This is a genomic window from Apilactobacillus waqarii (genome assembly GCF_019061205.1).
In the GTDB taxonomy this organism is placed as follows: domain Bacteria; phylum Bacillota; class Bacilli; order Lactobacillales; family Lactobacillaceae; genus Apilactobacillus; species Apilactobacillus waqarii.
The window spans coordinates 93,095-108,965 of the sequence record NZ_JAHQYH010000001.1 but is presented as its reverse complement, the minus strand read 5'-3'; the positions used below and the strand labels follow the sequence as shown (position 1 = coordinate 108,965).

Annotated in this window: 16 protein-coding genes and 1 other annotated feature; of the genes, 2 read left to right on the top strand and 14 right to left on the bottom strand. The window is 35.1% G+C overall.

Features of this window, described 5'->3' with window-relative positions; genetic code table 11:
- Positions 1 to 13 precede the first annotated feature (13 nt).
- From greA to KTJ72_RS00455, 8 genes are all read right to left on the bottom strand, one after another.
- Positions 14 to 490, bottom strand: coding sequence for a transcription elongation factor GreA (greA, locus tag KTJ72_RS00490; RefSeq protein ID WP_217303876.1), 477 nt, complete (start codon positions 488 to 490; stop codon positions 14 to 16).
- 22 nt (positions 491 to 512) lie between these two features.
- Entirely contained in the window at positions 513 to 1,187 is a 675-nt protein-coding gene (gene udk, locus KTJ72_RS00485) for a uridine kinase (RefSeq protein ID WP_034530846.1), read from the bottom strand.
- A gap of 21 nt (positions 1,188 to 1,208) precedes the next feature.
- Positions 1,209 to 2,333: an endolytic transglycosylase MltG gene (gene mltG, locus KTJ72_RS00480; RefSeq protein WP_051961009.1), complete on the bottom strand. Its 1,125-nt coding sequence runs from the start codon at positions 2,331 to 2,333 to the stop codon at positions 1,209 to 1,211.
- 22 nt (positions 2,334 to 2,355) lie between these two features.
- On the bottom strand, positions 2,356 to 4,767 hold the full coding sequence (gene pheT, locus KTJ72_RS00475; protein WP_217303875.1) for a phenylalanine--tRNA ligase subunit beta: 2,412 nt from the start codon (positions 4,765 to 4,767) through the stop codon (positions 2,356 to 2,358).
- Between the two features lie 12 nt (positions 4,768 to 4,779).
- The gene (pheS, locus tag KTJ72_RS00470; protein WP_034530841.1) at positions 4,780 to 5,820 is read right to left on the bottom strand and encodes a phenylalanine--tRNA ligase subunit alpha; all 1,041 of its coding nucleotides are present in this window, start codon (positions 5,818 to 5,820) and stop codon (positions 4,780 to 4,782) included.
- Positions 5,821 to 5,859: 39 nt separating this feature from the next.
- Positions 5,860 to 6,078: a binding site (T-box leader), on the bottom strand.
- 35 nt (positions 6,079 to 6,113) lie between these two features.
- Positions 6,114 to 6,461 carry a winged helix-turn-helix transcriptional regulator gene (locus tag KTJ72_RS00465; protein WP_034530839.1) on the bottom strand — a complete coding sequence of 116 codons (348 nt, stop codon included), beginning with the start codon at positions 6,459 to 6,461 and terminating at the stop codon, positions 6,114 to 6,116.
- Complete coding sequence (locus KTJ72_RS00460) at positions 6,440 to 6,967, bottom strand: HD domain-containing protein (RefSeq protein ID WP_057197878.1); 528 nt, start codon at positions 6,965 to 6,967, stop codon at positions 6,440 to 6,442. The genes KTJ72_RS00465 and KTJ72_RS00460 overlap by 22 nt, the downstream gene beginning before the upstream one ends.
- A 24-nt stretch (positions 6,968 to 6,991) precedes the next feature.
- Positions 6,992 to 7,762: a TrmH family RNA methyltransferase gene (locus tag KTJ72_RS00455; RefSeq protein ID WP_217303874.1), complete on the bottom strand. Its 771-nt coding sequence runs from the start codon at positions 7,760 to 7,762 to the stop codon at positions 6,992 to 6,994.
- Positions 7,763 to 7,864: 102 nt separating this feature from the next.
- Here KTJ72_RS00455 and KTJ72_RS00450 point away from each other — a divergent pair, with 102 nt between their 5' ends.
- A complete protein-coding gene (locus KTJ72_RS00450) occupies positions 7,865 to 8,140 on the top strand; it encodes an acylphosphatase (RefSeq protein WP_094750349.1) in 276 nt (91 codons plus the stop codon).
- Positions 8,141 to 8,215: 75 nt separating this feature from the next.
- A complete protein-coding gene (gene yidC, locus KTJ72_RS00445; RefSeq protein WP_034530833.1) occupies positions 8,216 to 9,145 on the top strand; it encodes a membrane protein insertase YidC in 930 nt (309 codons plus the stop codon).
- A gap of 45 nt (positions 9,146 to 9,190) precedes the next feature.
- Here yidC and KTJ72_RS00440 read toward each other — a convergent pair whose 3' ends face one another.
- The 6 genes from KTJ72_RS00440 to ylqF all read right to left on the bottom strand — a co-directional run bounded on the left by KTJ72_RS00440 (position 9,191) and on the right by ylqF (position 15,817).
- The gene (locus KTJ72_RS00440) at positions 9,191 to 10,066 is read right to left on the bottom strand and encodes an aldose 1-epimerase family protein (RefSeq protein ID WP_249419521.1); all 876 of its coding nucleotides are present in this window, start codon (positions 10,064 to 10,066) and stop codon (positions 9,191 to 9,193) included.
- A 67-nt stretch (positions 10,067 to 10,133) separates the two neighbouring features.
- Entirely contained in the window at positions 10,134 to 11,045 is a 912-nt protein-coding gene (xerC, locus tag KTJ72_RS00435) for a tyrosine recombinase XerC (RefSeq protein ID WP_217303873.1), read from the bottom strand.
- Positions 11,046 to 11,111: 66 nt separating this feature from the next.
- A complete protein-coding gene (topA, locus tag KTJ72_RS00430) occupies positions 11,112 to 13,220 on the bottom strand; it encodes a type I DNA topoisomerase (RefSeq protein ID WP_217303872.1) in 2,109 nt (702 codons plus the stop codon).
- Positions 13,221 to 13,273: 53 nt separating this feature from the next.
- Positions 13,274 to 14,152, bottom strand: coding sequence for a DNA-processing protein DprA (gene dprA / locus KTJ72_RS00425; RefSeq protein ID WP_057197884.1), 879 nt, complete (start codon positions 14,150 to 14,152; stop codon positions 13,274 to 13,276).
- Positions 14,153 to 14,192: 40 nt separating this feature from the next.
- Positions 14,193 to 14,957, bottom strand: coding sequence for a ribonuclease HII (gene rnhB, locus KTJ72_RS00420; protein WP_217303871.1), 765 nt, complete (start codon positions 14,955 to 14,957; stop codon positions 14,193 to 14,195).
- Positions 14,958 to 14,959: 2 nt separating this feature from the next.
- On the bottom strand, positions 14,960 to 15,817 hold the full coding sequence (gene ylqF / locus KTJ72_RS00415) for a ribosome biogenesis GTPase YlqF (RefSeq protein WP_217303870.1): 858 nt from the start codon (positions 15,815 to 15,817) through the stop codon (positions 14,960 to 14,962).
- Positions 15,818 to 15,871: the final 54 nt, after the last annotated feature.

Sequence of the window (15,871 nt, the reverse complement as noted above, 5' to 3'; positions counted from 1 at the left end):
TTATTTTATAAAATTATTCAACAGAAATAATCTTAACTTTCATATCACCGGCAGGGATTTCGATAACTACTTCATCGTTAACCTTGTGACCTAATAGACCTTTAGCAATTGGTGAATCGTTTGAAATTTTACCTTCCAATGGATCTGCTTCAGCAGCACCAACGATTTGGTAAGTTTCTGGGTCTTCATCTGGTAGTTCTTTAAAAGTAACTTTCTTACCAACGTTTACCATATCACTTTCAACGTCGTCGTTATCAACAACGTCAGAGTATTGTAGCATGTGTTCTACAGTTGTAATACGGCTTTCTAACATACTTTGTTCGTTCTTAGCTGATTCATATTCAGAGTTTTCTGATAAATCACCATAACTTCTGGCAATCTTGATTCTTTCAATGATTTGTGGACGTTGATTTAATCTTAAATCTTCCAATTCAGCTTCAAGTTTTTGTTTACCTTCGACTGTCATTGGGTAGCTTTCATCTTTAGCCATTATAAACTCTCCTTTAAATTAATTAGATTGTTGTATCAATATTATTAAATACCTTGTTGTTACCATGTTTTACCAAGATTGATTGAATCTTAGTTGTTAATAAATCAATCGCAACTTGGTTCTTACCACCTTCTGGAACGATGATATCTGCATAACGCTTACTTGGTTCAACAAATTGGTTGTACATTGGGCGAACAGTTTCCAAGTATTGTTGGATAACTTCATCCAATGTTCTGCCACGTTCCTTGGTATCTCTTTGAATTCTTCTTAAAATACGAATGTCGTCGTCAGTATCAACGAACACCTTAATGTCCATTAAATCTCTAAGACGCTTGTCGTCTAGAATTAAGATTCCTTCTAGGATGATAACATCACGTGGTTCTTGAGTAACTGTTTCAGTACTACGATTTAATTTAGTGTAGTCATAAACCGGTTTTTCAATTGCTTCATAGTTTAGAAGCTTATTCAAATGTTCTAGTAATAAGTCACTATCAAAAGCTAATGGATGATCGTAGTTAGTTTCTTCTCTTTCAGCCATTGTCTTATGTGATTGATCCTTGTAGTAAGAATCTTGTTGCAAAATCATAATTGAATGACCCAATAGTTGGTTAAAGATGGCACGACTAACAGTAGTTTTACCACTACCTGAACCACCAGTAACACCAATAACAACGGGACGCTTTTTCTTTTCTACCATAATAATCTCTCCATAACCGATTTATCTCATAACACTATCATTGCCGATTAAGTCATCGACATCTTTATCTGAATTATAATACTTAACCTTCTTATCATTCATATTAACACTATATGCTAAATAAAAAGTAGTCATATCCTTTGGATTCAAAATTGAATCTAGTGACTTAACCGTTGGGTTATTAATTGCACTAGGTGGGAATCCAGTATTCTTATATAAATTATAAGGAGTATTAGCATCATAATCTTTCTTTGAAAGTTTTTGTCCAGAAACTTTACCATTAGCATACCTAATAGAAGATTGCACTTCAAGAGGTAAATTACTATTTAGACGATTATATAATATTCCCGCAATCTTTTCTTGATCTTTTTTATCGACATGATTGTGTTCAATAAATGAAGCCAAAGTAATTGCTTCATCGACTGTTAGGTTTTGTTTCTTTATTTCCTTGAAATATGGACTAAATTCATAATTAGTCTTTGCAACCATTTGGTTAACAATTTGTTTCAAGGTGACGTTCTTTTGTGAATTGTATGTGGCTGGATATAGGTATCCTTCTAACACATACTTTCTATTCTTAGCCTTAAATGCTGAATTTAAAAGCTTAGGGTATTTTTCCTTTAATTGGTTCAAGAAATCAGTATCCTTCATTAGCTTTTTGAAATCAGCACTTGAATATTGACTGCTTTGTTCTACTGATTGGGCAATTTCATCGATGTTATCACCTTCACGAACAAGCAAGCGACCATATTTACCTTGTAGCGGTTGAGCTGTTCCACCCTTTTTCAACTTGTCAGCAATCTTTTGTAAACTCATTGAGGGTGAAAGTTCATAATAACCCGCCTTTAGACCAGAATAGTTATGACTATTAACAAAATAGTCGAATACTAAACCACTTTTGACAATTTTACTTTCTTGTAAGATTGATCCAATTTTCTTATCGGAAGCACCCATTGGGATTTGAACTTGAATTAATTCTTTATCCTTAGGATTCAATGGTTTTAGTGATTCTTTAACGTATTGATGTCCAAGAATAAATATAAAAATTCCCAAAACTATTAAGATGGCGATAATACTTAGTGAAATCTTTTTGCCTAAATTAGTGTGCTTCTTTTCGAAATCATTGGAGTTCTTTTCTTCATTCAAATCCATTTCCTCCATTTAAAAATTAACGTATTTCTACATTGAATTCTTTTTCAAGATTTCTTTGCACTTTGTCCATTGCATTATTTACATCATCATCAACCAAAGTATCATGCTTGTTTTGGAATGTTAATGAATATGCTAATGACTTCTTGTCTTCAGGAACATGTTCACCTTCGTATAAGTCAAACAACTTAACATCTACTAAGTATGCTCCACCACGTTTTTCAATTACCTTAACGATTGAATCGTTTTCAACATCCTTATCGATTAACATTGCGATATCACGCTTGATTGAAGGATATTTTGAAACTAATTCGTAGCTTTGTTCTTTCTTAGGTAAATCAATGATTGTTTGTAGGTTTAGGTCAAAGACATAAGTTTCATTAATCTTAAATTGCTTTGCAATCTTTGGATGAACTTGTCCCACAAAACCAACATAGTGACCGTGAACAAAAATATCAGCAGTTCTACCTGGGTGCATTTCTGGGTAAGATTCGTTTGCAACATAGCTAATTTCACCGTTTAGACCAATTGTTTCCAAGTATTCGTTAACAATTCCCTTAATTTGGAAGAAATCAACGTTCTTAGCAGGTTGATTCCATGAATTATCAACTAGTGAACCAGTCATTGCACCAGCTAAATGTTCAATTTCATCTGGTTTAACAACATCTGCATTTTCCTTATGGAAAACACGTCCTTGTTCGTATAAGGCAACGTTATCAACTTTTCTAGCCTTGTTGTAAGCAATGTCATCTAATAGTCCTGAAACTAGGTTCATTCTTAATGTAGTATGATCACTGCTCATTGGGTAACTTAAATCAGTTTGTGCTGATTCACCCATCATGAACATCTTAGCTTTTTCTTCAGTAGTTAAAGCATATGAGATGGCATGAGTTAAACCTAAACCTTCTAGAATATGACGACTGTCTCTGATTAATTGTTGTTCAGCATTTAAACCACCAGTTGTCATAGTAGTTGTTGGTAAGGTACTTGGTAAGTTATCGTATCCGTAAATTCTAGCAACTTCTTCGATTAAGTCAGCTTGGATATGGATGTCACCACGTCTAGTTGGAACTGTAACAACTAAATTATCACCAGTAGCCTTAACTTCAAAACCAAGTCTTTCAAAAATGTCTGTCACATCAGCGGCACTTAATTCCATACCTAGGACATGGTTAATACGTGCAACTGAGATTTCAATAACAGCCTTCTTGGCATCGTACTTGCTACCAACTAAAACATCACTTGTAACTGAACCGTTGGCAATTTCTCTTGCCATTTCACTAGCTGAAGATAAAACATCTTCAACAGCCATTGGATCCACACCACGTTCGAAGCGTTGTGAGGCTTCAGTATGAATAACGTGTTTTCTAGCCATTTTTCTAACTTTAATTGGGTCAAAGATAGCACATTCGAACAATACGTTCTTTGTATCAGCAGTAATTGAACTGTCCATACCACCAATTACACCAGCCATTGCGATTGGGCCGTTGTCATCAGCAACTACTAAATCGTTTGAATCTAATTCCACTTCGTTTTCATCTAAAGTAGTAATCTTTTCACCGTCATTAGCGTATCTAACTGATACATTGTCTGAAAGTTTATCTAAGTCATAAGCATGCATTGGTTGACCAAACTTAAGCATTGAGTAGTTTGTAATATCAACGATGTTATTGACTGGTTTAATTCCAGCATTCCAAAGTCTAACTTGCATCCATAGTGGACTTGGTTTTACTTCAACATCATTAACAACACGATTTAGGTATGTCCAAGCGATTTCCTCATTAACATCACTTTGGATTTGATCAGATGTTAATTTATCTGAAGTTTCGCTAACCTTATCTAAATCAAACTTAGCTGGCTTGTTGTAGATAGCAGCTAAATCATGAACAGTACCGTAAATGCTTAGCATGTCACCACGGTTAGGAGTTACATCTAAATCAATTAGTGCATCATCCATACCAAGGTACTTGTAAACATCGTCACCCAAGGTAGCATCTTCTGGTAAGAAGTAAATACCATCGGCCCATTCCTTTGGCACAACATCTTTAGGGTAACCAATTTCATCTAGTGCACAAAGCATCCCATTGGATTGAACTCCACGCATCTTTGATTTTTTAATTTTCATGTTATCAGCAACTCTGGCACCAGATAATGCTGTAATAACATTCTTGCCTACTTGAGCATTAGGAGCTCCACAGACAATTTGAACTGGTTCGTCTTCACCAACATCAACTTGGCAAATGTGTAAGTGATCTGAATCTGGATGGTTTTCCATTTCCACAATCTTACCTACAACGATTTTTTTAAGTCCATCGCTAGGTTTGATAACAGAGTCAACTTCGACTGATGAACGTTCAATTTTTTCGGCTAATTCGTCAGCAGGAATATCTAAGTCAATGTATTCCTTTAGCCAATTGTATGAAATTTTCATTAGTATCTCTCCTTAATTAAATTGCGATAAAAATCTAACATCGTTTAGGTAGAAATCACGAATATCTTCTACACCGTATTTCAACATTGCAAAACGATCTGGACCTAGTCCAAATGCGAAACCACCATATACGTCAGCATCTACACCGGCCATCTTCAATACGTTTGGGTGTACCATTCCGGCACCTAGAACTTCAATCCATCCTGAGTGCTTACATACATCACAACCCTTACCATCACACTTGAAACAAGTAACATCTGCTTCAACTGATGGTTCAGTGAATGGGAAGTAACTTGGTCTCAAACGAATATCGTACTTGTTACCAAATAATTGGTGTAGTAGGTATTCAAGAGTTCCCTTTAAGTCACCCATTGTAATGTTCTTATCAATCACGATTCCTTCTACTTGGTGGAATTGGTGTGAATGAGTAGGATCATCAGTATCACGTCTGTATACGACACCTGGTGAAATCATCTTCAATGGACCCTTACTGAAGTCGTGTTTTTCAAGAGTTCTTGCTTGCATAGGAGAGGTTTGAGTTCTCATCAAGATTTCTTTAGTAATGTAAAAAGTATCTTGCATATCTCTGGCTGGATGATCCTTTGGTAGGTTCATCATTTCAAAGTTATACTTGTCTTCTTCTACTTCTGGACCACTTTTAACTTCGTAACCCATACCGATGAACATATCACATATTTCATCAATGATTGATTGGATAACATGTGGATGTCCCTTAGCCACTGGAGTACTTGGAAGAGTAACATCAATCTTTTCAGCAACTAGTTGTGCTTCTAAGGCCTTGTTTTCTAATTCTGTTAGCTTTGCATCCAAAGCATTTTGAATTTCATCTCTGATTTCGTTGGCATAGCTACCAACTTCAGGTCTTTTTTCAACTGGTAAGTCCTTAATACCTCTTAATGCCTGAGTAATTGGACCTTTTTTACCAAGTAAATTAACTTTAATTTCTTTAGTAATTTCGTTAACGTCGGTTGCTTGATTGATTTGAGCAATTCCATCATCACGCAACTTGGTTAAATCATCTTTTAATGACATAGTATTCTCCTCTCATTTCAACAAAAAAAGCCTCATCCCAAAAGGGACGAAGCTTCGCGGTACCACCCTAGTTTATAAATTGCGGTTCGCAATTCATACACTCAAAATCCATAACGGTGGAATACCGGATTATTTTTCGTTAATTGTAACTCCCAATATCAGTTCAGAAAATGAATTCAGCTGACTTGTGACTACTCTCATCAAATGCAGTCTTTCTGTATTGTTTGTCGCCTACTAATTTTTCTTCAACACATTTAACTAAATAATATCTTAAAAACATTAGTCGGTCAAGACTAATCGTTAATATCACACCATTGATCTGACCAGTCATGAATTTGTTCCATGATTGGACCCAATGCTTCTCCTTTTTCAGTTAATTCATATTGAATTAATGAAGAATCGCAAAAAGTTTTACGAGTAATGATACCGTCTTCTTCAAGTTCCTTTAGTCTTTCAACTAACACACGATCACTGCACTTAGAAACTACGTTTGCGATACATTTGAAACGTTGTGGTCCATTTACCAATAGTGTTTCAATAATTAAACCATTCCATTTCTTGCCTAGCATTTGAAAAGTTTGTTCAAACTTAGGACATAAATGAAAATCAATTGTGGTGCTCATTTGACTTTCTTTTGCCATGAACTAACCTCCTTTTTATAGTGTCTATTTTTAATTTTGTTTTTTAAATTTTGGTATTTTGGCGCAAAATATTCTCGAATAGCATCGTAATCATCGATAAGCGATACAATCACACTTTCAGCATATTTAGGCTTTGTTAAAGTTAATCCCCACATATGCTTAGTGATAATATCTCTTTCCTTATCATCTAGCTTAGTTATTTTTTCAGCATTTCTAAGTGCCACTCTAGGGTGCATATAAGCATGTGAACCCAAGCGGAACTTACTTACTCGCCAATCGTAGAAAAATAGGTCATGCAGTAACCCGCCACGTGCTGTAGCTTTAGCATCTAAACCGAATTTTTTAGCGATTAAATAACTTTCATATGAAACATGAATACAATGTTGTAAACGAGTTGATGAATGATGTTGGATATAGTTATCTAGTCTCAAGACTTCTGGACTGTTTAGTAAATCAGAAACATAGCTAACATATTCTTTATCATTTCGCCATGCATCTTCTTTCAATATACTATCTCCTAACTCAATAATTTATTTTTTTAGATGGAACATTGCGATTCCAGCAGCAATCGCTACATTAAGTGATTCTGCTTTTCCTTTGATAGGAATATATAAATTTTTAGTGGTTTGGTCAAGTATTTTGTCTTGCATACCATTACCTTCATTTCCCATTACTAAGGCAAAAGCATCTTGTTTTTCAATCTGATCATAACTCACTGCTTGAGGATTTAATTCTGTTCCATAAACTGGCACATCATTTTCCTTAAACTTGCCAATCCAATCAAGTAAATCACCTTCCAGTAACTTCAAATGAAATTGACTACCTTGCATTGAACGTAAAACCTTTGGATTAAATTGACTGGATGTTCCTTCACCAAAGATAACACCATCAAATCCGGCAGCATCTGCAGTTCTAACCATTGTTCCAATGTTACCTGGATCTTGAATTTGGTCTAATAAAAGCCATGAACCATTCATATCTAGTGAATCAAAATGATCTTCTTTTGGCAATTCAACAATTCCAAAGATTCCTTGTGGAGTTGATGTTGAACCCAATGCCTTTGAAACATCATCAGTAATTTCAATTACCTCACCGTCAAAAGCATCAATTTCATTTTGATGTAATTCATATTGCTTATTTGTAGTTAATACTACTTCAACTTTTTGGTTAGCATTAATCGCTTCAGATACTAAATGCCAACTTTCCAAAATGTATTGGTTACTATTTAAACGCCCCTTTTTGGTTTTTAACTTTGACCATTTTTTTACTCGTTCATTTTTTGCAGAAACAATTTTTTCCATTACTGGATATGACCCCTTTAAATTAATTATCTTTCCTATTATTTTAGCATAATAATCGAATAAAACATATATGTTACTATTGTTTAGTAAGGAGGAATCAATATGACCAATAAAAATATTGAAATCATCATTTTAGGAAGAGTTCAAGGTGTTGGGTTTAGATACAGCACCAAGAAAGTCGCCGATAGAATGAATTTAAACGGTTTTGTCCAAAACTTAACAGATGGCAGCGTCTTGATTCACGTTAACGGTGAAGAATCAATTGTTGATGAATTCGTTTCTGAAATTAAAGATTCACCTACACCATATGGACAAGTAGATAATATGAAAATAACTAATATCAATGAAATTCACTATAAAGGGTTTATAATAAAATAATTCGGGTTTTTATCTGATATAATTCCAATTTTCTGGTATTATTGTAAATGAAATTTACAGGAAAGGTTTTTTGTAATGAAAAAATTAAAGAGATTCAGTGCCCTATCTTTGATTGGAGTAATGGCTTTAGTCTTATCAGGATGTGTACGTGTGGATTCAAACGGTAAACCATATGGTCTTACATATGAATACCTTGCTCTACCAGGTCAACACATTCTAGACTTTATCGCTAGATTCTTCGGTGGATATGGTTGGGCGATTATCATTTTAACTATCATTGTTAGAATGATCTTGCTTCCTGCAATGATTAGTCAAACTAAGAAGTCTACTATCATGCAAGAAAAGATGAGTTTCATCAAGCCTAAGATGCAAGAAATTCAAGAAAGACAAAAAAATGCTTCTTCTAAAGAAGAACAAATGAAGATTCAACAAGAAATGATGAAACTATATAAGGATAACAACATTAGCATGGCCGGTGGTATTGGTTGTCTACCATTAATCATTCAAATGCCAATTTACCTTGCCTTATATAATGGAATTCGTTTCTCACCAGAAGTTTCACACACTATGTTCTTAGGTGTAAAACTTGGTGATAAGAGTCTAATATTGGTTGTATTGTCATTCTTAGCATATGTCCTTCAAGGATACTTGATGACTTTAGGTCTTCCTGAAGATCAAAAGAAACAAATGAAGATGATGGCATACTTCACACCAATCATGATTGTGTTGGTAACATTCAGTGCTCCTGCTGGATTAGGTATTTACTTCTTCATTAGTGGTTTGTTTGCTTGTTTACAAACATTAATCATTAACATGTACCGTCCAAAGATTAGAGAAGAAGTTGCAGCACAAGCAGCTGCTCAAGCTCAAAGCGATGAAAAAGTCATTTTACACGATGTAGAAGAAGAAGATTCATCCGATGAACCTGAACAAATCGAAACGGTTGAAGAACATGATACCCACGAAGATTTGAGAAAACGTAATTCAGGAAAACAAAATAGATAAAACAAAAAACACCTTTTAAAAAGGTGTTTTTTTATTACATATTTTTTAGAAGAATAATAAATCATACTTAGCAGTGAACTTTTTGTCTGGACTAATCTTATTAATGCCGACTTTATGTTCAATTTTTCCGTCTGTATGAACATCGTCTGCGATTCCCCACCATGGTTCAAGACAAACGAATGGTGCGTCTTTTGCAGACCATAATCCACCGTATTCAATATCGTAGGCAGTCATAGATACTCCATGATCTGAAACGTCGTTAGATAGAATAGTTGTAAACTCTTTATTCTTAATTTCAACCACTTTAGCATCATCATAAAACAATTCATGTGATAGTTTAATTGGTTGATCTAACTCTATTTTTTCAACTTTTTCAAGGTTGGCATATGGAACATCAAATTGAATTTGGTCATATGTTCCTTTATTAGCGAACTTAACAGAATAATCATCATATTGTTCACTACCATCCTTCACCAATGGCACGTTGAATGCTGGATGGGCACCGACTGAAAAGTACATTTCTTTGGTGTCGGTATTAAACACGTTAATGTTAGTAGACAACTTATGATCATCCAATTGATAGTGAATAACTAGTTTGAAAGCAAAAGGATACATCTTTTTTGTTTCTTCGTTACTAACAAGTTGCAAATTAATCCAGTCGCTACCTTGGTTTAAAACATCGAATTCCATATCTCTCGCAAATCCATGTTGACCCATTTCATAAATCTTACCGTCATAAGTATATTGATTATCCTTTAGACGTCCAACAATTGGAAACAAAATTGGCGCATGACGAGCCCAATACTTTTTATCTCCGGACCAAATGTATTCTAATCCATCAGGACTTTTAACGCTGCTGATTTCAGCACCATGCGTATTAATTTTCACTTTTAGGTATTCATTACTAATTGCTTTAATCATAGTCTCCCCCCTAACAAATTTATAACTACATTTTACAATAAAGCGCTTTCATTATGCAATTGTTATGTTAAGATCTTGGAAAAAACTTATTATAATCGCGTAATAAATGCTCATTAGAAACGTGAGTATAAATTTGTGTCGTTGATAAACTACTGTGGCCTAATAATTCTTGGACTGTTCTTAAATCAGCACCATTATTAAGCATTTCAGTAGCAAACGTATGTCTTAACATATGTGGATGAATGTTGGTTGTTAAAGATGTTTGCTTAACAATCTCATCTAAAATGTATTCTACGCCACGACTTGTTAATTCGTCACCGTATTGGTTTACGAAAACATAATCATGGTGTTTGTGATACTTATTAACTAACAAATCGCGACAATTAGTTTGATATTGTTTTAACGCCTTAATCAAATAGTTACCAAATGGTAAGTATCTTTGTTTATTTCCCTTACCAATAACCTTGATAATCCGATTATCAAAATCGATATCGCTAAACTGCAAGTTCACACATTCGCTTACACGCATCCCCGTATCGTATAGGATTTCAATAATCGCATAGTTTCGATAACTGAGCATCTCATTTTTACCATGCTTGGCTGCTTCAAATAGCTCATATAGTTCCTTTTGATAAAAGAAGCGAGGTAAATGATTAGGATGTTTCTTTAAGTTCACCTGATCAAACGGATTTTGTGAGACGACATCATTTCGTTCCAAAAAATGGAAGAAAGAACGAAGTGATGAAATCTTTCTGATGACGGTATTTCTACTTTCGTCACGTTTCTTCAAAATCGTAAGATAGTTACTAACATCCAAATCATCAGTTTGCTGTAAGGTGCGATCTTCTTCCGCTAATGTTTTTACAAATTCGTTGATATCAGATTGATAAGCAATTGCTGTGTTATCAGAATATTGACGTTCATTGATTAGATATTCCATGTACCATTCAATTAATTCTTCATCTTGATATTTTTTCATTGGCTATCTCTCTTATCTTATTAAACTAATAGCCCCTAAGAGTTTTATATCTTTAGGGGCTATTAACTATTTTTGTACGGCTTCTTCGTAATCACCGTTAGGACATACCACTTGGGTACCACCTTTAATCTTCTTTTCTACCAAGAAGTTACCATCCTTAGGACAGTCTCTTCCGATTGGTTTATCCCATGTAACAAAATCACATTCAGGGTATCTTGAACATCCATAGAAAATTCGATTCTTCTTTGATTTACGTTCAATGACATCGCCCTCCTTACATTTAGGACATGTAACGCCAATCTTTTTAACGATAGCTTGGGTGTTTCGACAATCTGGGAATCTAGAACAAGCATAGAATTTACCATATCTTCCCATCTTGATCACCATTGGAGCACCACAGACTTCACAGTTGTAACCAGCTGGTTCGTCTTTAATTTGAACATCTTCCATGTTCTTTTCAGCGTTCTTAACTTCTTTTTCAAATGGTCTGAAGTACTTATCGACAACTTCAACCCAGTTTTGCTTAGCTTCTTCGATTTCATCTAAGTTATTTTCAAGATCGGCAGTAAATTCAATGTTAACGATATCAGGGAAGTATTCTTCAATGATGTTATTAACAATTTCACCTAATTCAGTAGGTTCGAATCTTCTACCAACTAACTTAACATAGTATCTCTTTTGAATAGTACTCAAAGTTGGCGCAAAGGTAGATGGTCTACCTACACCGTTTTCTTCAAGTGTTCTGATTAGCTTAGCTTCACTATATCTAGCAGGTGGTTGAGTGAAGTGTTGGTCAGGATTGTTCTTAGCCATCTTCACTTCGTCACCCTTGGCTAGGTCAGGTAAGATATTGTCCTTTTCTTTTCCTTTGTTGTAAACCTTTAGGAAGCCTTCGAACTTAAGTTTTGAACCGTTAGCTCTGAAATCAACACCATTTTGTTCCATGTCTACTGTCATGGTGTCCATGATAGCAGGAGTCATTTGACTAGCCATGAATCTTGACCAAATCAAGTTGTATAACTTGTATTGATCATTAGTTAAGTATTGTTTTAGGCTCGCTGGTGTTCTCTTAACAGAGGTTGGACGAATTGCTTCATGGGCGTCTTGAGCACCTTCTGGCAATTTACCCTTAACTGGTTTAGTTGCAGCAAACTCTGCACCGTACTTATCATGAATAAATTCAGATGCTTCGTGCTTAGCTAAAGCAGAAATTCTAGTTGAATCAGTTCTCATGTAAGTAATCAAACCTTGGTTACCATCTTTACCAATATTGATACCTTCATACAATTGTTGAGCCGCCATCATTGTCTTACCAGTCTTGAAGTTCAACTTAACGTTGGCGTCTTGTTGCATTGTACTTGTAGTAAATGGTGGTTGAGGTTGTCTCTTACGTTCCTTTTTAACAACGTTTTGAACCTCAAATGGTTTGCTCTTATCGAATTTAGCTAACACAGCTTGAACTTCATCATTACTGTTTAATTCAGCCTTCTTAGCGTTCACTCCGTAAAAGCTGGCCTTGAATGCTTCTCGACCCTTCTTCATGTCGGCGTCAATGGTCCAGTATTCCTTTGGAACGAATTCTTTGATTTCACGTTCTCTTTGGATAATCAACCATAAAGCGATTGATTGAACACGTCCGGCACTTAGACCTTTTTTAACCTTTTTCCATAATAATGGAGAAATGGAATAACCTACTAAACGGTCTAAAACACGACGAGCTTGTTGAGCATCAACTAAGTTCATGTCAATTTCTCGAGGGTTCTTAAATGCTTCCTTAACGGCATCCTTGGTAATTTCATGGAAAGCAACACGATTCTTATCGTCTTCTTTCAAACCAAGTAAGTGTGATAGATGCCATGCGATAGATTCTCCTTCTCTATCCGGGTCAGATGCAAGGTAAACATTTTTGGCTTTTTTAGCTTCAGCCTTTAGTTCCTTGATTGTATCACCCTTACCACGAATAGAGATGTAGTGAGGTTCAAAATCGTTGTCGACGTCTACACCCATCTTACTCTTTGGCAAATCTCTAACGTGACCCTTACTAGCGATAACACGGTAGGTTCTACCTAGGTATTTTTGAATGGTTTTAGCCTTGGTTGGAGATTCGACAATCACTAGTTTCTTTTTTGCCGACTGTCTTTTTTTCTTTGTTGTTGATTTTGTAGTAGTCGCCATTTACATCCCTCGTCATTTTATTTCTTTTTTTAATATCTCCCAAAGGCTAATTATTAATATTTATATTCTTCTAATATGTCTTTGGCAGTAATTACTGGTTTGGCACCAGCTTGAATTAAGTCATTACAACCAACCGATAATTCGCTATCAATCCTCCCTGGGACTGCTAATACGTTTCGGTTATTTTGTAGTGCTAAATTAGCGGTGATTAAACTACCTGATCTATACTTGGCTTCCGTTACCAGTACAGAGCGTACCAATCCAGCTATAATTCGATTTCTTTCCGGAAAATGATACCTAGCTGGTCGACAACCAACTGGATATTCGCTTAGCAACAAATGATTCTTAGCAATCGTTCGTTGTAGCGATTCATTTTCTCGTGGATAATATTGATCTAAACCGGTTCCAATCACAGCAATAGTTGTACCATGATTAGCAATTGCTGCCAAGTGAGCCAATCTATCGACTCCCTTGGCTAGTCCAGAAACAATCGTTATTTGGTTACTAATAATATCAGGAATTAATCTCCTAATTACCTCAACTGAATATTCAGTATTATTTCTAGAACCAACAATTGCTAATGCTTTATTTTCTAAAAGCCCTAAATCACCAAAGTAAAATAACACAATTGGTGGCAAATATGCTTCTTTTAAATTCTCCGGATATAAGTCATCTATAATGGTTATCCATTTAACATGATTTATATGATGATCAAGTTCCCTATTTAATTTATCACTATTATAGAAATTAATAAATGTTTTTGATTTATTTTTAGATAACATTAATGTTTCTGAAATTTCTTCAGCAGTTATATTTAACTCGTCAGGAATTACGTCATAAGTGCTTTTAAGCCATTGATAAAATCGATATTCTGATTTAATACTGATGCCCTTAGCTAATTTTAGTTTTAATAATAATTCTCTTGTTTTCATATATACCTCCAGTTTTACAAGGTATATACGATAAAAGTTACTACAATAAATCAGAAACTGGTTTAAAACTTCTTCGATGAATTGGAGTTGCACCGTACTTGTGCAAAGCGTCTAAGTGCTTCTTGGTACCATATCCGGCATTATTGGCAAAATCGTATTCTGGATATTGCTTATCGTATTGTTTCATTAAGTCATCACGATAGGTCTTAGCTAAGATGCTGGCAGCTGAAACGCTGGCACTCTTGGCATCTCCCTTGATCAATTTAAGTTGATGGATATCAACATCAATTTGCATTGCATCCACGATGATTTCCTGTGGTAATTCTTTTAACCCTAATACCGCTTCTTTCATCGCTACTCTAGTTGCTTCATAAATATTAATATCATCAATTAACTTGTTATCAGCAATTCCATATGAATAGTCAATTGCCTTAGCTTTAATTTGCTCAGCTAATTCATATCTTTTCCTTTCAGAAAGTTGCTTTGAATCATTAACTTCGTAGACATCAAAGTCATGAGGTAGTACCACTGCACATGTCACAACTGGTCCTGCCAGTGGTCCTCTTCCAACTTCATCAACTCCAGCAATGACATTAATTCCCTCATTCCAAAATTCATGTTCATACTTTAAGCGTTGGTTAAATTCCTCTATCTCATGATTTCTTTTCTCAATCTGTTTAACACGCTGTGTGATTAATTTTTGAACGCCGACTCTGCTATCATCTTTATATTTTTGCAGTAGTTCCGAATTTATATCATCAACAGATTTTAAAATTTCTTTGATATCTTTGATTGATTCAGCCATTTTTATTCTTCCTCTTCTGTAGATAGGTCGTTAACATCATCTAAAGTAAAGCGGCCAATCTTACCTTTTCTGGAATCCAAAATAATTCTCATTGAAGCTCTTTCATAGTCATCTTGCATGCCGACTTTTTTAGTAATCTTTAGTAGTAAATCAACATCTGATAGTTCCATATCATCTTCTGATAGATGGTAACGATCGATTAATTCTTTTGGATTAGTGTTTCTAAAGAAATGAAGAGCAAACAACCCAACATCATCACTGTGGTAAATGCTGTCCTTAATTGCTCCTGTCATCGCTAGCTTGTTAGCAATGTCATCATTTTGGAACTTAGGCCACAAAATCCCTGGGGTATCCAATAATTCTAGTTCGTCACTAGATTTTAACCATTGTTGACCCTTGGTAACTCCGGCACGGTTACCAACTTGGGCAGCACGTCTCTTTACGATTTGGTTCAATAATGTTGACTTACCAACGTTGGGAACACCAACACAAATTGCACGAATAACCTTTTTATCGAATCCTCTTTCCTTAGCATCATCAATCTTATCAGCTAAAAGAGCCTTAACAACCTTGGTGATGTATTTACCAGTAGTATTTTTCTTTGAATCAATTGCAATCGCTGCATATCCTTGATTCTTAAAGTATGATAACCATTGGTTGGTAATGTTTGGGTTTGCCAAATCAGCCTTTGTAAGAATCATTAATCTAGGCTTTCCTTGACTAATTCTTGCTACTTCCGGGTTGATTGAACTAAATGGGCATCTTGCATCCACCAGTTCAAATACAATATCTACTAAATGAATATTTTCTTCAAATTGACGAATTGCTTTCGCCATATGTCCTGGAAACCATTGAATCATATTTTATCCGCTCCTAACTTATATATATTAATTGTACTATACTAGTCACCAAAA

Excerpts from the sequence above, each read along its gene's own strand:
- greA (WP_217303876.1), bottom strand. The coding sequence starts at position 490 with ATGGCTAAAGATGAAAGCTACCCAATGACAGTCGAAGGTAAACAAAAA.
- udk (WP_034530846.1), bottom strand. The coding sequence starts at position 1,187 with ATGGTAGAAAAGAAAAAGCGTCCCGTTGTTATTGGTGTTACTGGTGGT.
- pheT (WP_217303875.1), bottom strand. The coding sequence starts at position 4,767 with ATGAAAATTTCATACAATTGGCTAAAGGAATACATTGACTTAGATATT.
- pheS (WP_034530841.1), bottom strand. The coding sequence starts at position 5,820 with ATGTCATTAAAAGATGATTTAACCAAGTTGCGTGATGATGGAATTGCT.
- KTJ72_RS00465 (WP_034530839.1), bottom strand. The coding sequence starts at position 6,461 with ATGGCAAAAGAAAGTCAAATGAGCACCACAATTGATTTTCATTTATGT.
- KTJ72_RS00455 (WP_217303874.1), bottom strand. The coding sequence starts at position 7,762 with ATGGAAAAAATTGTTTCTGCAAAAAATGAACGAGTAAAAAAATGGTCA.
- KTJ72_RS00450 (WP_094750349.1), top strand. The coding sequence starts at position 7,865 with ATGACCAATAAAAATATTGAAATCATCATTTTAGGAAGAGTTCAAGGT.
- yidC (WP_034530833.1), top strand. The coding sequence starts at position 8,216 with ATGAAAAAATTAAAGAGATTCAGTGCCCTATCTTTGATTGGAGTAATG.
- KTJ72_RS00440 (WP_249419521.1), bottom strand. The coding sequence starts at position 10,066 with ATGATTAAAGCAATTAGTAATGAATACCTAAAAGTGAAAATTAATACG.
- xerC (WP_217303873.1), bottom strand. The coding sequence starts at position 11,045 with ATGAAAAAATATCAAGATGAAGAATTAATTGAATGGTACATGGAATAT.
- topA (WP_217303872.1), bottom strand. The coding sequence starts at position 13,220 with ATGGCGACTACTACAAAATCAACAACAAAGAAAAAAAGACAGTCGGCA.
- dprA (WP_057197884.1), bottom strand. The coding sequence starts at position 14,152 with ATGAAAACAAGAGAATTATTATTAAAACTAAAATTAGCTAAGGGCATC.
- rnhB (WP_217303871.1), bottom strand. The coding sequence starts at position 14,957 with ATGGCTGAATCAATCAAAGATATCAAAGAAATTTTAAAATCTGTTGAT.
- ylqF (WP_217303870.1), bottom strand. The coding sequence starts at position 15,817 with ATGATTCAATGGTTTCCAGGACATATGGCGAAAGCAATTCGTCAATTT.